This window comes from Methanomicrobiales archaeon HGW-Methanomicrobiales-1, from assembly GCA_002839675.1.
GTDB lineage: Archaea > Halobacteriota > Methanomicrobia > Methanomicrobiales > Methanospirillaceae > Methanoregula.
In genome coordinates this window covers 736,224-754,020 of sequence record PGYM01000001.1, presented here as the reverse complement: position 1 = coordinate 754,020, position 17,797 = coordinate 736,224, and the positions used below count along the sequence as shown (strand labels likewise).

Sequence of the window (17,797 nt, the reverse complement as noted above, 5' to 3'; positions counted from 1 at the left end):
CCGATTTAAGTTATCACCCAGCTGAAAGCAGCGAAAAATTTAACAAAATCCTCAATTTTCAATGCAAAAACACCGTTTAATGGGCGCTGCTGGCCATCAAAGATAGTCGGGGAGTATCGTACTCCCGCGGTATCCAAAATAGAGTAAAAAATAAGCGGACCCGGTGAAAGAGAATACGCTGTCTGCTCCGGGTCGTAGCCATAGCTTTCGCCCCACGGGTCCCTGAATATGACATATTGAACTGAGTTGAGCATATGAAGCCCCATCAGGGAATATGCATGACTTGCAGTGATAGGATCACTCACATATTCTACCCCAGAACCATGAGGTGCTGCACAATCCGGATGGGGAGGTGGATCCTGATACAGATCCGGATCACGAGTACAGTTAGTCCAGGCAACGGCCGGATATTTGGCTTTCCATGCATTCCATTGAGCGGTTTTCGAAATCGTCAGAGTCTCACAAATGCCCTTGAGTTTTGTCCAGACCTTTATCGGATCACGTTCATCTGATCCTATTGGTTTTCCTTTCATATCGTGTATTTTGAGATAATTGGTGTTTCTATTCATAAGAGCCCGCAGAGTTTCCCCGGCATCACCGCAGGGGATTCTGCAGATATCAGGATGGTACGGATCTGATGGTGGAACGATCGTCCCAATTGTTTCCAGATATCGTGTAAAAGCCTTTTCATAAAACGGTACCCAGCTTACCCCGGTTTTCGTTTTCGCCCCCACCGGTAAGGACTGGGGATCTAAAGGAAGACTGTAATCAGTCACGACCGTTCCCAAAACCTGGTTACTGACGACTTGGATAGGAGTGTTATCCGTTTTTAAAAATTTGATCGCCATGGTTGGATCAGCGTCAATTTTATTTTTGGTAACTGGCTTATTTGCTGCATAGTACCATGCAATGGATGAGAGCGCCGCGAGCAGGTAACAATCAAGAACATCTCCCTGGTACGGATCTCCATACCAGGGTGGTATCATGGCTAAACAATCATAATATATGGGATTGGGTATCGGGGTCATCCAGTTCCAGGGTAAAGAGGCGGGGTCATTAGGTTTCGTTCGATCTTTTAATTCCCAGGTTGCATTGGCAAGATTTTGAGTACACTTCAGATAATCGGGAGGTCCACCGACCAATGCATTAGTAGAATATGTTTCCGATGAGGACTTGGATTTCTGGTCAGGAACAATAGTATCCGGGTTTGCTTCAACGTGAATATGCTTCATTCTCACGGCGTCAATCGTTTTCTGGCAAAACAGGCATGATCCCCACCGCGGATCAAACAACTGATCGTAGGTCAAATCGCTGTTCGCTAATCCTGTTAAACAATTTCGTACTTCTTCGAAAGTCATTTCGGAAAACAGTTTAACAACGGGATCAAGATGAGAGAGAGGACCACTTTTGGTATGATGGATCGGATGTATATTATGAATTATCCGATATACTGCGAAGGGATTCCTTTCCCCAACAAGTTGAGGATGTTTCTTTTTTTCCCCAATTTTTGACATCTCACTTTTATTCCCCGGGATCACAGGTTTCTTTTCCCACTCGTTACCTTTCTGTATCCTTTTGTCATTCTTCACCATTTCATACACCTTTTGTTGTCCACCGGTTGATCCATTATCCGTTTTTATAACCGACAACGAATCCGACATTCTTTTCTGATTTCACCAGCAATTCATAAAATGTACAAGATTCCTTAAGTGCCACCTAAAGATTCTATGGTAAATATTTAATCGATTATATTCTTATGAAATAAATGTTTGCTAATCAAATCTGCTAAAAAATCCCAAATTCAAAAACAATTTTTTTAAAGAAAAAATCGGTCAGAATATACTAAATACAACGTAAAAACAGTCTGCTTTCATTTTTATGCCATATAATCCTCACGGCGGCTCCTCCGGCATTATCTTCGTAATATACCATGCATGGATCCCCAACAACAGGTAAAGAGGAAACAGCACTCCGTAAGTATTCGCTTCACCAGTGACCTTGAACAACCATACCGTGAAGGTGATATCGATCTGAAAGATCATGATCCCCCACCATTTGCCGATGTAACCATACCCAAGACCCGGCAGCAGGAAATTGAGAAATCCTGCAATCAAAGGATTCTTTTTCATGCGCGGCCGTTGGCACAATCCCCGGGGCATGTACATCGGGGGAACCCCGCATTTTTGAGAAGCAAGTACCGCTTCCCAGCGCACCTGCCGGCTTTCATCGCCAAGGCAACGGATAAGTGCTGGTCCGGCATTTCGGTCGCCAATCTCACCGAGTGTTTTTACTGCCTTAATCCGAACCTCACTGTCCTTATCCCGGAGAAGGTTTTCCAGCGGGGGTAAAGCCGGACTGTCGAGCTCCGTTAATTTTTCCCATTCCTGCATTCCCGCAAAGTACCATGCCCATTCAATTTCTTCTGCGGGTTTATGGCCAATTTTTACGAGCGAGATTGCGGATCCGTACCGGACATACTTGTCGGTATCCCTGAGCGCTTCAAGAATTGCAGGAGAAGCAACGGGATCACCAATCTCCCCCAGTGCAATTACAGCCTGCCAGCGGATTTCGCTGCTGGGATCCCGGGTCATTTTGATAAGCGAAGCGACAGCCCGGGAATCCTTTATCTCAGCAAGAGCACCTATTGCCCCTAACCGGAGGTTCCGGTTCTTTTTCTGAAGCGCGAGGATAAGCGGTTCTGTAGCACCAGATCCAAGACTTCCCAGTGCATGCACCGCAGATGCCTGGATTTCTGGATTCCGGGAATACAGTACCCGGATAAGACCGGGGATATCCCGCTTCCGGAGGATGAGATCGGTATCAGGTTTTTTGTTGAAGAACCAATCTAAAAATATCATACGAATCCTCACACTGAATCGGACATCCGCTCTGCCAGGTAATAGGTATGTACTGCAAAAACTGCTGTAACCGGGTACGCGATAAGATAGGGAAGGAATGGTCCGACTGCCAGTTGGGCCATAACAACCAGGGACATGTACCCCATGAAAACGGGAAAACCCCACCATTTGCCCAGGTAATTGTAACCGATACCAAGGAACAGGAAATTCAAGAGTGCTGCTGCTGCCGGGTTCGGACCGATCCGATCACGTCCAGCAAGCATGAGAGGAAGCTTACTGGAAGAAACCCCGCAATTCATGGATGCCAGTACCGCTTTCCATCGCACGGTGGGATCCCGATCCCTCAGCGCTGTAGGGCAGGCGGTTTTGGAATAAGTATCCCCGATCTCTCCAAGAACTGAGACAATCGCCGAGCGGGTTGCCGGGTCCTTATCCCGGAAAATATCCATGAGAGGAACGGTTGCAGCAGATCCCAATGCCCGTACTGCATCCCAGTCCTGCAGGGCAATTAACTGGTAGATTCGATCTGTCTCATTATCCGGCTGCCAGTCCATTTTTAACAGTGCATCTGCAGCACCGTACCGGATATAGCGATTGTCATCCTGCATAGACCGGACAAGTTCAGGTATCGCCTCCATAGAACCAATTTTGCCAAGGGCAAGAACCGCTGCCCACTGCACTTCGCTCATAGGATCGTGATGCAGTACCTCAATGAGGGGTTCAACCGCTCGTATATCCCGGATTACACTGAGCGCTTCGATCGCACCAAGCCGGATTGTTCCAAGAGATGATTTTAAGGCATCAATCAGAAGTGGCGTAGATTTTGTCCCGAATGTGCCCAGCGCATCAGCTGCATGCCACTGGATAGTGAAATCCTTATGCCCGAGCAACCGGATGATTGCCGGTATATCACCATTTTGTTGTAACCGGTCAATATCGGTAACCGATAAATCCGATTGCCACAAGTGAATCATGACAGACATTCCAGAACGTATTGAATGATTATACCGCGATGAGCAATATCAACCTTGTGGGATATAAGTCAGAATATAAAATTTATGTCAGCAGGCCCTGGAAATCTTATGATATTTACCGGGAGTTTCCCCCTCGTACTCATTCAATGCACGGCAAAAGAATAACGATTATACATTTTAAAAAGAGAGAAAGAATCAGGAATCCATTCCATGAAAAGCCCGTTTCATATCATGCTCATCCCGACACTCGGGTGCCCTGCCCATTGCAGTTACTGCTGGAGCTCTGAAGCAGGATCCCCGAAGATGAGTATTGAAACGGTCAGGCAAACGGTAGAATGGCTCAAGGATTTCCGGAAAGACCAGGTCACCATCACCTTCCATGGCGGCGAACCGCTTCTTGGCGGCGTGGATTTTTACCGTCAGGCACTACCCCTGCTCTCTGAAGGATTAAGCCACCTCATGCCCACATTTGCCATGCAGAGCAACCTCTGGCTGCTCACCCCGGAACTGGCTGACATTCTTGCGAAATACAACATCCCGATCGGCACCAGTATCGATGGCCCGGAAGCGCTCAACGACTCCCAGCGCGGTGAAGGGTATTTTAAAAAGACCATGCAGGGCTATGAACTGGCAAAGGCACATGGCCTGCAGGTCAGGTTCATCTGCACATTTACCGGTGAATCAGTAAAGCAAAGAGAAGAGATCTTCCGGTTTTTCCTTGACAACGGGTTCGTGATGAAACTCCATCCCGCCCTTCCATCACTCCGCAGCGATAACCCGAACCAGTGGGCGCTCGAGCCGGCAGTATATGGTGAACTGCTGGTCTTCCTGCTCGACAAGTATCTTGAAAATTTCGGAAAGATCGAGATTATGAATATCAATGACCTGTGCCGGTGTGTCTCCACCCGGAGAGGTTCGGTATGTACGTTTGCCGATTGTATGGGCAATACCTTTGCCATTAGTCCCGATGGCAGTATCTATCCCTGTTACCGATTCGTCGGCATGGATGAATGGGTGATGGGCCATGTGAGAGATAGCCCCACTCCCGAAACACTCGCAAATTCACCTGCTGGAAAACGGATGCAGCAGTTTAAAGAATTCGTAGACACTGCGTGCAAAGAATGTCCGCACATCAGGTACTGCCGTGGCGGGTGTCCTTACAATGCAATAGTCCCTACGGAAGGAAAAATTCAGGGTGTTGATCCCCACTGCATTGCCTACAAGCGGATCTTTGATGAGATGAATGAGCGGGTCAACACCGAGATGTTCGGTTCCGATGAGATGGATATGGCCATTATTTCACCATTCGGGTTGCAGCCAAAACGCCCGACAAAGGCGGGAATGATGACCCTGATGCATGCGGTGTTATCCAAATAAAATTGTCCGTTTTTTCAGAAGGGGAAAATAATCTTAATTGGATCTGTGATTTCTCCAATCTCCAGGATGCTGTCTGGCCACCTCAGCAGAGCCTTGCGGGGCGATTCGGTAATCAGATTATTTTTAATGCTGGGTCGAAATTTCATGGACACGGTTTTTATATATCCTGTCCATGGTAAAGGGCGTTGCACTGGACAAATGATCGCCGCAAATTACATTTGTCCCCATCCGACCCCCTTACGCTCCCCCCCAACACAATTGAGTTAAATTTTCTCCGTGAAATGCAACAAATCCTGACCGAAAACCAAAGGGGGTGATGGGGGGTCAGTGAGGGACATTTGCAATACAACGGCCCGGACCGGGCAGGTAATCCAGAAAAAATACGACGATAACAATTCAGATATCCCCATTCCGTATAAAACCAAAATGCCCCCACTGACCCCCCACATATGGCATCCGGGAACCACTCAAGCACCTCATCAGGATCAAACGGATGATTGTCCTCAGGCCGCCACAATTACACCCCACTAAGGCGACTGGAGATCCTTAAGGTACGGGGGCATCAGTTCCCCTCTTTGTTATCCACTAAAAACAATGGCGAATCAAAAAAATTTTAAAAAAAAACGGTTTTAAAAAAAGAAATTATTCTTCTTTCTTCTCAGGTTTCTTGTAGGATTCTACGAGAATAATCTCGGAGATTCCCTGGATCTGCTCAAAACCTTCATGAATGATTCGGCCACGCCAGAGCATCCAGCGGCGGTCATAGTTGATCCCTGCCGGGAGGATGACCGTTGCCTTGCCATCTTCGAGGGTTGCTTCCATCTCCCTTCCTGCATACAGGCGAATAAGGCCCTTGAGCTCTTCGAGCGGTTCTGTTACCACTTCTTCAATCTTGTAATGGTACTCGAGCGTCTGGCCGGCAAGGGGGGCGTTGAAGTCAACAAGAACGCGGCTGCCAATCACATCGACAACCGTGCCTTCTCCCAGCTCATCCATCTTCACGGGCATACCGCGGACGGGTTTCTGGGAGAACTTGTTCTTGGGGAATGACTGGACACGCTTCATATCGCGTTCGCCGAATGCCTTTTCCGGAGCAACGGTTACATCGCCCTCGTCACCGGCTTTCTTGCCCACAAGTGTTTCGTCAAGACCGAGAATCACATGTTTCTGGCCGACACATATCGTTACCGGGCCGTAAATCGCATTCGGGCTGTGGATACCGGCAGTTTTTGCCTCTTCTTCAAAAGTGGTATCAAAAACATTGCCATTCACTTTGCCGGTATAACTCAGTTTAATAAAATCTCCTTCTTTTATCGCCATGCTTCACCTGACTATATTAAGTCGCTACGATGACAGATAAAAGTGTAGCACGCCTATGCTCGAAGTTGAATTAAAAGTCAGAGTTTCTTCGCTTGAACCCGTCCGCAAACTGCTGCTGGAAAAAGGTGCAGTATGTTCGGGCAGGATACACGAACACGATATCTACTATAACGCCCCCCACCGGGATTTCGGCCAGACCGATGAGGCAGTCCGGGTCCGGTACACCAATAACCACGCTGTTGTAACGTACAAAGGTGCAAAGATCAAAAAGTTCGGCCTCAAAGCAAGGGAGGAGTTAAACACCGCAGTTGAATCCGGCGAAGTGTTTGAAACCATGCTCGACCGCCTCGGATTTACCAAAACAACCGAAGTCAACAAGTGGCGCGAGAATTACAAATTCTCCGGATCTGCAATCTCACTCGACGAAGTCGATGAGCTCGGCACCTTTGTCGAGATCGAGATCATGGCCGAAGATGAGAATACCAATGCCGCTGTCCTGATTGAGAAAATTGCAAAAGAGATTGGTGTATCCGGCGAGCCATTGCTCGCCTCGTACCTTGAACTGCTCCTGTCTAAACGGTCAGCAGTTCAATCTTGATGTCCTTTGCTTCGTTGCCGAAGTGGATCATCGCACAGTTCCCGTCACTTGCCGGGCCTGGATTTACAATTTTTACTCCTTCGACATCCATAATACCCCGTGCCTCATGAATATGGGCACAGCACACGATATCGAATGATTTCATGTGTTTCCGGATACTGTGGCTCCCGATATGCTCGTTGCCGGGCTTGTCGAGAATCTCGTAGGGAGGTGCATGGCAGAGCAGTACATTGTGGACTGATTTCTCCATCTTTTTCATCGCGCTGTTCAACACGTCATCTATCTGCTTGTCGGTCAGCTCGAACGGGGTTCCGAACGGTGTGGGGTTGGATCCGCCACAACCTGCGATCGTCATCTTGCCAAGGTTGATACTGGAACCATGGAGGCTGACGGCGTCGGAGTGTTCAAGTGTCTCGAGAATCTCACGCGGGTCACAGTTTCCGGGAACTGCAAAACACGGGACGTCGATGCGTGAAAGCACGTCGTCGACCGTGTCAACTGGACCCATATTGGTGATGTCTCCTGCAATAAATACCGCTTCTGGATTCAATTCCAGAAATGAATCAATTTTACCGAATTGACCATGGAGATCTGCTATCAATAGCACATCTTTCATGGTATATCATTTGAAGAGGGTCTAAAAAACCTTATCTCCGGTTCACTCCATGAACCCGTGATTTTTCCCGCCAAAGCGAGTTTTCCGCAGGCCTTTTCGGTCTCCTTCAGGAGAGGACGCGCGGTTGTTCCGGCGAGAGGGGTTCCGGGCAACGGGATGAACCGGTGGACGTGGACTTTTCCCGACCGTGCCACATCGCGAATCTGGTTCACCGTTGCCAGCTGTTCTTCGTCGCTCTCGAAAGGAAATCCAACGATAAAATCCACGACCGGGGTGATGCCGGACTCCGTGCACAGCTCAACTGCATGGATCACATCATCCACGGTATGCCCGCGATGCAATCGTTTGAGCACCGCATCGCTCCCTGACTGTGCCCCGAAGTGGAGTTTCGTGTTCGTGCAGTACTGGTTTACAAGAGCAAGAGATTCCCTGCAGACAAATTCCGGGCGCACTTCGGAAGGAAAGGTACCAAAAAAGATCTGGTTGTTGAGTCTTTTGAAGAGTGCCTCAATCTTCTCCCAGCGGGGATGGATACCATCCGAGCCATAGGCAAAGGCATTGGGCGTGACAAACCTGGCATGCTCGTACCGGTTCGAGAATTCGGCAATCGTATCTATCGAGCGGTGCCGCATGCAGTGACCGAATATATGCGGGGTCTGGCAGTACCCGCAGGCAAACGGGCACCCCCGCGAGCACTCCACAAATCCCTGCTTTGCAGAAAATGCAGGATATGCGTCGAGACGAACACACGATGTGACGGGCGTGCAGTAATCGCGGGTCACCACACCCGGGATTATTCCGGTGCCCCCACGCTCGATCTCTTCTAACAGCCGGGGCAGCGTGTACTCCCCTTCCCCGACGATTACATAGTCGGCATATGCGGCCACCTCACCGGGACAGGCGGTTGCGTGGGGACCCCCGACAATGGTAATACAGTCCGCTCCCGCGATCTCTTCACGATAATACGGCTCATTTAGCGAGTTGAGACTGTAGCAGGTAACCTCTGCTTCAGGAGGTTCCACAAGACGTAAGGAAAATCCTGACGGTTCGCATGCTGCCTGTAGTGCTGCATACGAGTTACGTGCCGCGTGAATCTGTCGCCAGTTTACCTGCATGATAATTAATTGTCCTTAAAAATCCTGTCAAAAAGAGAGGAGAGAGATTTTACTGGCGGGTGCGGTACGGGCTCTGAACGTCATTAATCGTGAAACTCTGCCCGTTGTCCATGGATACCCGGACAACCACACGATCGGTCTGTTTGGTGCCTTCAAGTTCAGCCTGATCGCCTTTATTTATGCCAATGGTCGCGGTCTTAATCTGCCCGTCAGAACGGTACAAGGTCACATCGATCTTTTTTACATGGATCTGGCCCATGCCACCCTGGAAGATGACCGGAATGTTACCCAGGTAATCTTTCTCGCCGACATCAACCGTGACCATATTATAGTCAGGCACTGCATCGGTTGGCGAGACAGCCAGATTCCCGGCAGCAGATGAACCTGAAGAACCGGTAGTTGTCCCGGTTGGAGAGGCTGCGGATGTAGTCTGCGTTCCCGTACAACCGGCAATCGCAAGTGCGATACAGATAAGAAAAACCAGAGATAGGATGATTCGATTCTTCATACCAGAAAGTGCAATCCGGAGTATATGATGTTTGTGCTCATGCATCAGGCCGGAGCAAGTTCACCCTCATATTCCATCTCACCAATCCCGCCATCGACCGTTACATGGGTCCCATCCTTCAACCGGGTGAGGGATACATCAATCCGGTCGATCATAGGAATTTTTCCGATAATCGCACCCGTAGCGATGATCGCTTCTGCCTCTGCATTCACGATGGCTGTTGGCGCATGTTTGTTCTGACTCAGCGCATAGAGCACATAGGAGCCGACCGTTGAACCCTTGCCATAGGGAAAGACCAGCACTTTGCCGGCAATACACTGCCCGTTGAGCGGGTGGCCTTTCTCTACAATAATGCCGGACTCCGGATCCACACCGCCCAGAAACGAGATCGGTTGCGGGCTGACAAGCAGCGGGCCGCTTGCCTTCCCCGTAGAAATTCCTCTTCCCCTGATTAGCAAAATCATACCTAATAAATGTTTGAAGATTGAGATATAAGATAGATATGGAAGATACTGCCGTCAATTCTTCTGCACCCCAGAATGAGCTCAAGTACCAGATCCAGCTCAATGAGCTGGAGGCCACCCTGCTCGACCTGAAGGTGAAAGTGGACGATCTCCAGAAGGAGAACGGCCAGCTCAAGCGCGAGAACAACCAGTTAAAGCGCATGCCGCTCTTTGTCGCCGTAGTTGTCGATATTCTTGACAACGGGGAGATCTATCTTCGTCAGCAGGGCAATAACCAGGAATACCTGACCTTGGTATCTGAAGAACTCCGCCCGCAGATCAAACAAGGCGCAAAAGTTGCCGTCAACAACGCCCTCTCGATTGTCAAAGTGATCGGCAATATCTACGACTCCCGGGTCCGGGTCATGGAACTCGAGGAATCACCGGATATCAGCTACGCCCAGATCGGGGGCCTTGTTGAAGAGATCAAAGAAGTCCGTGAAGCGGTCGAATACCCGCTGACACGACCAGAGATATTCAAGCGCGTAGGTGTCGAGCCACCAAAGGGTATCTTGCTCTACGGGGCACCGGGAACCGGTAAAACCCTGATTGCAAAAGCCGTAGCCCACGAAGCAAAGGCCACCTTCATCCGCATGTCGGGAAGCGAGCTCGTGCACAAGTTCATTGGCGAAGGAGCCGGCCTTGTCCGCGAACTGTTCCAGCTTGCCCGCGAACGGGCTCCTGCCATTGTCTTTATCGATGAGATCGATGCGGTAGGCAGCATGCGCACCAATGACGGGACTTCGGGAAGTGCTGAAGTCCAGCGCACCCTTATGCAGCTCCTGGCAGAGATGGACGGGTTTGACAACCGGGGCGATGTGCGAATCATGGCAGCAACCAACCGTGTGGACATGCTGGACCCGGCACTGCTCCGTCCCGGCCGTTTCGACCGGTTGATCGAGATCCCCCTGCCCGATCTTGACTCACGGCTCGAGATCTTAAAGATCCATTCCCGGAACATGCACATGGAAAACGTGAGCATGGAAGTCGTATCGGCCATGACCGAAAAGGCAACCGGTGCCGAGCTCCAGGCAATCTGCCGCGAAGCCGGTATGATGGCCGTGCGACGCGAGGCAGTCACTGTCGGCATGACGGATTTTATCTCTGCGGTCAAGAAAGTCAAGTTAGAGAAAAATACTGATACCCGCATGTATATCTGAACCACGGGGCCCAGCAATTAAAACTGCACACGACAACCCTCAGGAGATCGCATGAATATCCTTGTGCTCCAGAAGGAAGCAATCGATCTTCACCATACCCTTTTTACTTCCGAAACCAGCCGGATGGTGCTGCGTTTTTATCACCCGAAGAGAAAGCCCTGCGGGGTTATGATAACGACAACTTCGCTGGGAAGCGCCATGTCCTTAGTGGCAGAACTGCGCTGGTATATCCGGCGCTATGCCAAAGAACCACTCTTTGAGGTGGCTAAAGGGGTATATTGTACCCACCAGATGGCACAGGACATCTATTACGAGCGGGTGACCGTGCTCGGCACGACATGGCCGTATCGCCGGCTCTATGGATTTAAAGACGGTAAACTGATCAGCACGGTAATCATGTCTCCGGGTTCCACGATTGACGAGTATCACCAGGAATATGCAGGGGTCGATAAAGCAATCGAAATCTGGTGCACGGAAGACGAAGTGGAAGATATAGGCGAACCCATTCCGCTCGAAGATGCGGGCGAGACGGGCAGTGAAATATAACTGCATCAACGGAAACGGGTTTTGTTATATCCGTTCAATGCGTTTTTACATTACCTGCCCACGCACTCATCCAACAGAGAATCCCCGGACTAAAACGCGAATTCAGAGGCACAGTACCCGTTGGGGCATGCTTCGTTCCAGCGGTTTTTCATAATAGTTTTTCAGGAATTGTTCAACCTCGGCCCGGATATCATCTTCCCCGATAACCGCATCGAGCAGTCCTGATGCCACATACGTCTGCACATTGCAATTATCTTTGATACTGTTGGTCATCGTGAAGAGTTCAGCAACAGAAGCCCCGCTCTCCCGGGCAAGGAGTTGGATCGCTTTCGGGCCATAGATCGTGATACAGGCATTCGGGAATGCAACGAATCGTTCGGGATCGAATCCTGCCCCGCCCATTGCATAGAGACCGGCAGTATACGCTTTGCGCACGACAATGCAGAGATGTGGAACGGACAGGTTTGCGATCGTCGAGAATACCAGAGCCCCGTGGTGGATAATCCCTGCCTGTTCGGCAGATTTTCCCACCATGAAACCCGGAATGTCAGCAAGGAATACGAGCGGGATATTGAAAGCATCGCAAAGGGATGCAAAGGCTGCCATTTTCCGGCAACTTTCCGGAAAGAGAATCCCGCCTTTCTGTTCTGGGTTATTTGCAATAATGCCAACCACATTTCCCTTTACCCGTGCAAATGCGGTGATGACCTCGCGTGCATATCGAGCCCGGTGTTCGAGGAGGGAACCCGCGTCGATGAAAGAACCCAGGACCTCGTGCATGTCATACTGTTGATCCGGATCCTCCGGAATGATACTGCGGAGTTTCGGGTAATCCGGTTCGGGGGGATGCGGCTGTGCAACCGGGGGTTTTTCCGTGAAGTGTGAGGGGAAGAGTGCAAGATATTTCCGCACCCAGTCCAAAGCATCCTTTTCTGAAAAGACGAGTTTGTCACAGGTTCCCGAGATCCCGGCATGCATCCCGGCACCCGCGTATTCCTCGTACGGGCTCTGGTCACCCGTCATCAGCCGGACCATATCCGGACGTGCCAGCGACATCCCGGCATGGTCCATCATGACCACGGCATCGCATTCAACTACCGGATACGTCAGGGTTGTTGCAATGGGACTAAAAACGACCGCGATTCTCGGGACAACCCCGGACAGGTGCGCAAACCGGGCAAAGACCCTGCCGGCTCCCCGGGAATCAATGAACGTCTGCATAATAGTCAGCGGGATTGCCGTTGTGTCCATCGCCACGCGAGCAGGACGATCTGCCAGGTGGATAAGCGGGAGATGCTGCTCTTCTGCCAAGTCGAGCAATGCAAGCTCCTGCTGGAGAACTGCAAAGGCTTCGACCGGTCCACTGGCTTCCGGATTGATGGCGATGATGCAGACACGGCGGCCCCCAATCATGCCGGTTCCACCGACAAGTTCGCCATCATCGGCAGTGCAATGCGGGACAAAACTCCCGGGATCCAAAAGAAGTGCAAGGCGATTCGTCATCAGCGGGTTCAACAACATCTTCTCCTCATGAATGGTTTTTCTCATTCACGTTAATTGCCGTGTTCTCTGTATACCGGGGATGTAATCGGGCTTGAATATTCGCAATTATTTTTCCTATTTTCAATTACTCTGGTGCGAAGAGGCACTGCATGCCCGATTACCTGACCTTGACAACCATCAGGGTGATATCATCGTATTGCGGCTGGTTCTGGCTGAAATCATTTACGCTCTTGATTATGGCATCTACAATTTCCTGCGCAGTCAGCGAGCGTGATGCTAAAACAATGTCCATGAGCCGCGGGATCTCAAACATCTCTTCCTTGTCATTGACCGCTTCGGTTACCCCGTCGGTATAGAGGATCAGCAGGTCACCGCTCGCGAGTGTGACTTCCTTCTGTTCATAGGGAGCGTCATCCATTGCACCGATGGCTATACCGGTGGCTTCGAGTTCTTCAGCCACATCCAAACCTGCCCGGATGAGAAGTGGGGGGTTATGACCGGCGTTTACGTACGTAATGCTGTGGGCCGTATTATCCAGTACACAGTAAAAGACCGTTACAAACATGCCGGTCTTGGAGTCCCGGCTGATGATGGGATTAGCAAACGCAATCGCTTCCGAGGACTTCGAAAACCAGGTTGCACTGACCCGTATCACGATCCTCGAGAGGGCCATGAAGAGAGCGGCAGGCACTCCCTTTCCGGAAACGTCGGCAATCATCACCCCTACGCGTTGTTTATTAAAGGGGATGACTTCAAACGGCATCACATCGTAAAAATCTCCGCCCACCTCTTTTGCCGGGATGCTGGTGCCGGCAATTTCAAAACCGTCAATCTGGAGAATTGTTTCCGGAAGGAAGCTTTTCTGGATCTCTGCGGCGATCTGGAGCTCTGCATCTTTCCGGGCCATCTCGCGTTCAAGCGACTCCTTCTCCCGCTGCGTTTTTCGCTCGTTGAGCAGGTTATGGACAATGAACGAAAAGACTCCCACGGCAACGGAGGTGAGAACGATCATGGGAATCGCGACGTTGACAATTACGGTCCACACCGATGAAGAAGAACCGCCCATAGCCCGGATGATGAGGGCAACTGCCGAGACGAACGATTCTATGATAATTGTAAAGATGATTGCTCTCTTTGTCGAGAGCAACTCGCGCTTGTTAAAGAGGTATATGAGGCCCGAAAAGAGACCGGCAATGACCGGCCCGATTGCTGCTGCCATGACATTGGACCCGCCCATGGAGAGACGGTATGCACCGCCAATCAGCCCGGCGCCGAGGCCAACATAGGGACCGCACGTGAGGCCGGCGAGGATGGGGCCAAGATCGCGGATATTGACCGTTGCCCCGGAGAACGTGACTCCGCTGGAAAGACCATAGATCGAAAGACAGCCGAAGATTACGACAAGGATAATCTGGGTAGAGACAAGCGGGTGGTGCTCGAGAACCTCAAGAAAAAAACGGCTGCGGGTGAAGAGATAGGCAAAAACAATGACCACGCAGATCATTTCAAAGAGCATCAGGAATGTCTGCAAAAGACTAAGATCCATGTATAAGAATGTTGGTCAGGTAAGAATAAAGAGATTGAGTTATTTTCCTTAACAAAGAGATAATCTTCCCGGTTCTGCATTATAACAATGTAATAAGCAGGCTGGTGCATTTGACCGGGAAAAAACCGGTTAATAGAGGAGAGGATGCATGTCCTTCCGGATCGCACGGTGTTTTACGATAATATTGTATTTCTCCCAGGAATTATGCCGGGAAAGGAGAGGCCGCGGGATATAAAAACACCCCGTATGCAAAGATCCCAGGAATATTAAGAGAGTGTTCAGGAAAATTTTCCTGAACAGAATATTTTACCCTTTTTAGTATACCGCATACCACGTGTTGGGATTCATTCCCATGGGAACTGTTCCCGAGATGGGTACCGCTGCACCAACCGAAGGCTTCACTTCAACAAGGAACTTTGTCCTGGCGCCCATTTCCGTTGAACTGAACCCTGGGTTAATCGTGACAAGGACCATTTCACCGAGATTCATCACACCAGAATGCTCTCCATGGTTCGTCCCGGCAATTTCTTTGACCCACGTATACGTGACATCAGTACTGGTAAAGGTCCCGACCTTTGCAGGCGTAGTAACCGTATACGAAAAGGTTCCCATGTCCACTCCCGTACCGCCAGCTGCAAGCTGGAGGTAGAACGTAATCGTATTGATTCCCGTACCCGCTCCATCCGCCTGCACACTAAGCTCCCCGGATGGCTGGACTGCCGATGTTGTCTGTTGTATACCAGCATGAACCGACTCCTGGGCCTTCTCGGTGGTTAAGAAGCCGGCACCCAGTACCACATAGGCAAATACTGACGCCACGATAATAAATGCAATAAGCACAATCGCAGCTTCAAGACCGGTAAATGCTTGCTCAATGGATTTGGGCAATTTCATTCATTCACCTTGGTAAAGTAGTGAAAACTCCGGTTAATACACATAACATTTTGACATGAGATCTTATTGTATTTAGAGATTTTGTAATTTTTTCTAAAAAATTGGACTTTATTTAAAAAAACAGGATTGAATATCTGGACAAAATCAAATTGAGATGAAATTTGGACGGGAAAGGTCAGTGCCCTGAACCAGGCATCCTGCAGGCAACATTTGGAGAAATAGACCTTCAAAGGGCGGTATTTTATAAAAACTGCCCTTAACGTTCCTAAAAAAATGATCGTGCCGGATTATCCGGAATGAAAAACACCCTGAATAATAGTTACGGTATTAATCCTGCACAAAAGAACGATTAAAAAAAAGGATTTTTCCCTTACGCAAACATCTCGCCTTCAACATCCAGCGGGCCGCGGTTGAAATCAAGGCCTACCTTTGCCACTGCCGCCCGGAAATCGTCCTGCGTAATGGTGGGGCGTTCCTTCCGGATCGCAAACATACCTGCTTCCATGCAGATCGCGTACAGATCGGCACCGTTCCGGCCTTCCGTTAGCTGGGCAACTTCGATAAGATTGATATCCGAATCAACCGCAAGCGAGCGGCTGTGCACCTTTAAGATTGAGAGCCGCCCGTCCACATCGGGAAGCGGGATCTCGATGATTCGGTCAAACCGACCGGGGCGGAGCAGTGCCTTATCCAGAATATCAATCCGATTCGTGGCACCGATAATCTTCACATCGCCCCGGTTCTCGAACCCGTCCATGCCGGCCAGCAGCTGCATGAGGGTTCGCTGTACTTCGCGGTCACCGGATGTATTTGCCTCCGTGCGGGACGCACCCACTGCATCGATCTCATCGATAAAGATGATGGTCGGGGCCTTCTTCTTGGCAAGATCGAAGAGCTCGCGAACCAGCCGGGCACCTTCGCCAATGTATTTCTGGACCAGCTCGGAACCCACCACTCGCATGAAATGGGCATTGGTCTCATGCGCAACTGCCTTTGCCAGCAGGGTCTTTCCCGTGCCCGGCGGACCGTGGAGCAGCACCCCCTTGGGCGGCTCTATACCGATCTGCCGGAACAGTTCAGGGCGCTTGAGCGGGAGTTCAACGGCTTCCCGGATCTCATTGATTTGGGCCTGCAATCCCCCGATATCCGCGTAGGTCTCGGTCGGGGAATCCACCAGTTCCATGCCATAGACCTGTGAATCGAAACTGTTGGGCAGCAGTTCGACAATGGCTAACGACTGCTGGTTGAGCGTGCACCTCACGCCGGGCTTAAGATCATCTGCACTTATCGAAGGCGAACTCCTCACCATGAAGCGGGGGCCTGCACTGCTTCGCACGATCACCCGCGTGGAATCCACGATATCGGTAACCGTCCCGATGATAAGCGGCGGGCTCCTGAGCTGCTCGCTCTCGCTCTTGAGCTTCCTGACTTCACGCTCATACCGGATCTTCTGGGTCTCGATATACCGCTTGTCCGCTTCGGTCTGCCGCAGCTGTTCGCGGAGCTCAAGATTCCTTGATTCCAGGTTCCCTACCCGCTCCATCATCTGGACTTCCAGCTCATGCTTGTCGCTTTCGATCTGGCCCAGCTGCTCGCGGAGCTGTTCAGAAAGCGTCCTGTACAGTCTGTACAGCTCTTCCGGCGTCTGGGGTTCCGTGGATTGATGGAGGATGTCGCCCATCTCGTATCTCAATTAGGTATATAGGGAAATTGGGTATAAAGTGTTTGTGAGATTATGCAATGCGAAATGTGCGGAGAAACAATACGCGGCACCCCTAAGTTAGTCCGTGTCGAGGGAGCTGAACTCTCGGTATGCATGAAATGCGAGAAGTTCGGCACCGAGGTGCAACAGGTCCGGCGAACGGGTCTTCCCAGTCCAGCACGGGCCCCGGCAAAACCCGGCTTACCAAAGGGCGGTGCGGCCGCCCCGACCTGGCACAAACGGGACATGTTTGATTTCATGGAAGGCGAGGTTGTGGAGGACTACGCGATCCGGATCCGGAATGCCCGGATGGAAAAAGGCCTCTCCCAGAAAGATCTCGCCATGCAGATGAAAGAGAGGGAACACTTAATCAAGAAGATCGAGAATGCCGAGTTGATCCCGGAAGACGATGTGCGGAAAAAACTCGAAAAGGTTTTGAGTATCCGGCTTATCGATGCCCCGGCAGAACCAGAGGCCGGCAAGAAGGTTCCCGGCAGTCTTGCACCGACCCTTGGGGATCTCACGATTATCCGGAAAGTAAAGAAATAATACTCATTTTTTTGCAATACCCGGGACT

General features: G+C 50.5%; 17 protein-coding genes. 5 read left to right on the top strand and 12 right to left on the bottom strand.

The genetic code is table 11. The annotated features are described in order from the left end of the window. Nucleotides 1-5: 5 nt before the first annotated feature. The 3 genes from CVV30_03935 to CVV30_03925 form a co-directional block, all read right to left on the bottom strand. A complete protein-coding gene (locus CVV30_03935) occupies nt 6-1,661 on the bottom strand; it encodes a hypothetical protein (GenBank protein PKL70512.1) in 1,656 nt (551 codons plus the stop codon). 231 nt (nt 1,662-1,892) lie between these two features. After that, nucleotides 1,893-3,026 carry a hypothetical protein gene (locus CVV30_03930; protein ID PKL70511.1) on the bottom strand — a complete coding sequence of 378 codons (1,134 nt, stop codon included), beginning with the start codon at nt 3,024-3,026 and terminating at the stop codon, nt 1,893-1,895. Beyond that, nucleotides 2,867-3,841 carry a hypothetical protein gene (locus tag CVV30_03925; GenBank protein PKL70510.1) on the bottom strand — a complete coding sequence of 325 codons (975 nt, stop codon included), beginning with the start codon at nt 3,839-3,841 and terminating at the stop codon, nt 2,867-2,869. The genes CVV30_03930 and CVV30_03925 overlap by 160 nt, the downstream gene beginning before the upstream one ends. A 201-nt stretch (nt 3,842-4,042) precedes the next feature. Here CVV30_03925 and CVV30_03920 point away from each other — a divergent pair, with 201 nt between their 5' ends. Beyond that, complete coding sequence (locus CVV30_03920) at nt 4,043-5,209, top strand: TIGR04083 family peptide-modifying radical SAM enzyme (protein PKL70509.1); 1,167 nt, start codon at nt 4,043-4,045, stop codon at nt 5,207-5,209. A gap of 642 nt (nt 5,210-5,851) precedes the next feature. Here the strand turns inward: CVV30_03920 and CVV30_03915 are convergent. After that, on the bottom strand, nt 5,852-6,529 hold the full coding sequence (locus tag CVV30_03915) for a peptidylprolyl isomerase (protein PKL70508.1): 678 nt from the start codon (nt 6,527-6,529) through the stop codon (nt 5,852-5,854). Between the two features lie 55 nt (nt 6,530-6,584). On the opposite strand from CVV30_03915, the gene cyaB reads away from it, so the two are divergent. Then, nucleotides 6,585-7,127, top strand: coding sequence for a class IV adenylate cyclase (gene cyaB, locus CVV30_03910; protein PKL70507.1), 543 nt, complete (start codon nt 6,585-6,587; stop codon nt 7,125-7,127). Here cyaB and CVV30_03905 read toward each other — a convergent pair. From CVV30_03905 to CVV30_03890, 4 genes are read right to left on the bottom strand one after another with little or no spacing between them, the layout of a single operon-like run. After that, entirely contained in the window at nt 7,102-7,743 is a 642-nt protein-coding gene (locus tag CVV30_03905) for a metallophosphoesterase (protein PKL70506.1), read from the bottom strand. The genes cyaB and CVV30_03905 overlap by 26 nt on opposite strands. Next, nucleotides 7,740-8,858 (bottom strand): TIGR04013 family B12-binding domain/radical SAM domain-containing protein, encoded by a 1,119-nt coding sequence (locus CVV30_03900; protein PKL70505.1) that lies wholly within the window; start codon nt 8,856-8,858, stop codon nt 7,740-7,742. Before CVV30_03900 ends, CVV30_03905 begins: the two co-directional genes overlap by 4 nt. 49 nt (nt 8,859-8,907) lie before the next feature. Next, nucleotides 8,908-9,411, bottom strand: a complete 504-nt coding sequence (locus tag CVV30_03895) for a hypothetical protein (GenBank protein ID PKL70504.1) — start codon at nt 9,409-9,411, stop codon at nt 8,908-8,910. Then, the gene (locus tag CVV30_03890) at nt 9,411-9,830 is read right to left on the bottom strand and encodes a hypothetical protein (GenBank protein ID PKL70503.1); all 420 of its coding nucleotides are present in this window, start codon (nt 9,828-9,830) and stop codon (nt 9,411-9,413) included. The genes CVV30_03895 and CVV30_03890 overlap by 1 nt, the downstream gene beginning before the upstream one ends. A gap of 38 nt (nt 9,831-9,868) precedes the next feature. Between CVV30_03890 and CVV30_03885 the strand changes: the two genes are divergently transcribed. Both CVV30_03885 and CVV30_03880 read left to right on the top strand, forming a co-directional pair. Continuing rightward, on the top strand, nt 9,869-11,029 hold the full coding sequence (locus tag CVV30_03885; protein ID PKL70502.1) for a peptidase: 1,161 nt from the start codon (nt 9,869-9,871) through the stop codon (nt 11,027-11,029). 51 nt (nt 11,030-11,080) lie between these two features. After that, on the top strand, nt 11,081-11,575 hold the full coding sequence (locus tag CVV30_03880) for a hypothetical protein (GenBank protein ID PKL70501.1): 495 nt from the start codon (nt 11,081-11,083) through the stop codon (nt 11,573-11,575). A 102-nt stretch (nt 11,576-11,677) separates the two neighbouring features. Here CVV30_03880 and CVV30_03875 read toward each other — a convergent pair whose 3' ends face one another. The 4 genes from CVV30_03875 to CVV30_03860 all read right to left on the bottom strand — a co-directional run bounded on the left by CVV30_03875 (nt 11,678) and on the right by CVV30_03860 (nt 17,199). After that, nucleotides 11,678-13,123 carry a hypothetical protein gene (locus tag CVV30_03875; GenBank protein PKL70500.1) on the bottom strand — a complete coding sequence of 482 codons (1,446 nt, stop codon included), beginning with the start codon at nt 13,121-13,123 and terminating at the stop codon, nt 11,678-11,680. A gap of 112 nt (nt 13,124-13,235) precedes the next feature. After that, on the bottom strand, nt 13,236-14,624 hold the full coding sequence (locus CVV30_03870; protein ID PKL70499.1) for a stage II sporulation protein E: 1,389 nt from the start codon (nt 14,622-14,624) through the stop codon (nt 13,236-13,238). A gap of 315 nt (nt 14,625-14,939) precedes the next feature. Next, complete coding sequence (locus CVV30_03865; protein PKL70498.1) at nt 14,940-15,518, bottom strand: flagellin; 579 nt, start codon at nt 15,516-15,518, stop codon at nt 14,940-14,942. A 370-nt stretch (nt 15,519-15,888) separates the two neighbouring features. Beyond that, on the bottom strand, nt 15,889-17,199 hold the full coding sequence (locus CVV30_03860) for a proteasome-activating nucleotidase (protein ID PKL70497.1): 1,311 nt from the start codon (nt 17,197-17,199) through the stop codon (nt 15,889-15,891). 54 nt (nt 17,200-17,253) lie between these two features. Between CVV30_03860 and CVV30_03855 the strand changes: the two genes are divergently transcribed. Continuing rightward, a complete protein-coding gene (locus CVV30_03855) occupies nt 17,254-17,769 on the top strand; it encodes a TIGR00270 family protein (protein ID PKL70496.1) in 516 nt (171 codons plus the stop codon). Nucleotides 17,770-17,797: the final 28 nt, after the last annotated feature.

What these genes read in the sequence shown, in the direction of transcription:
- CVV30_03855 (PKL70496.1), top strand. Translation starts at nt 17,254, where the DNA reads ATGCAATGCGAAATGTGCGGAGAAACAATACGCGGCACCCCTAAGTTA.
- CVV30_03930 (PKL70511.1), bottom strand. Translation starts at nt 3,026, where the DNA reads ATGGTGGGGTTTTCCCGTTTTCATGGGGTACATGTCCCTGGTTGTTAT.
- CVV30_03885 (PKL70502.1), top strand. Translation starts at nt 9,869, where the DNA reads ATGGAAGATACTGCCGTCAATTCTTCTGCACCCCAGAATGAGCTCAAG.
- CVV30_03875 (PKL70500.1), bottom strand. Translation starts at nt 13,123, where the DNA reads ATGAGAAAAACCATTCATGAGGAGAAGATGTTGTTGAACCCGCTGATG.
- CVV30_03865 (PKL70498.1), bottom strand. Translation starts at nt 15,518, where the DNA reads ATGAAATTGCCCAAATCCATTGAGCAAGCATTTACCGGTCTTGAAGCT.
- CVV30_03915 (PKL70508.1), bottom strand. Translation starts at nt 6,529, where the DNA reads ATGGCGATAAAAGAAGGAGATTTTATTAAACTGAGTTATACCGGCAAA.
- CVV30_03895 (PKL70504.1), bottom strand. Translation starts at nt 9,411, where the DNA reads ATGCATGAGCACAAACATCATATACTCCGGATTGCACTTTCTGGTATG.
- CVV30_03880 (PKL70501.1), top strand. Translation starts at nt 11,081, where the DNA reads ATGAATATCCTTGTGCTCCAGAAGGAAGCAATCGATCTTCACCATACC.
- CVV30_03860 (PKL70497.1), bottom strand. Translation starts at nt 17,199, where the DNA reads ATGGGCGACATCCTCCATCAATCCACGGAACCCCAGACGCCGGAAGAG.
- cyaB (PKL70507.1), top strand. Translation starts at nt 6,585, where the DNA reads ATGCTCGAAGTTGAATTAAAAGTCAGAGTTTCTTCGCTTGAACCCGTC.
- CVV30_03870 (PKL70499.1), bottom strand. Translation starts at nt 14,624, where the DNA reads ATGGATCTTAGTCTTTTGCAGACATTCCTGATGCTCTTTGAAATGATC.
- CVV30_03935 (PKL70512.1), bottom strand. Translation starts at nt 1,661, where the DNA reads ATGTCGGATTCGTTGTCGGTTATAAAAACGGATAATGGATCAACCGGT.
- CVV30_03905 (PKL70506.1), bottom strand. Translation starts at nt 7,743, where the DNA reads ATGAAAGATGTGCTATTGATAGCAGATCTCCATGGTCAATTCGGTAAA.
- CVV30_03890 (PKL70503.1), bottom strand. Translation starts at nt 9,830, where the DNA reads ATGATTTTGCTAATCAGGGGAAGAGGAATTTCTACGGGGAAGGCAAGC.
- CVV30_03900 (PKL70505.1), bottom strand. Translation starts at nt 8,858, where the DNA reads ATGCAGGTAAACTGGCGACAGATTCACGCGGCACGTAACTCGTATGCA.
- CVV30_03925 (PKL70510.1), bottom strand. Translation starts at nt 3,841, where the DNA reads ATGTCTGTCATGATTCACTTGTGGCAATCGGATTTATCGGTTACCGAT.
- CVV30_03920 (PKL70509.1), top strand. Translation starts at nt 4,043, where the DNA reads ATGAAAAGCCCGTTTCATATCATGCTCATCCCGACACTCGGGTGCCCT.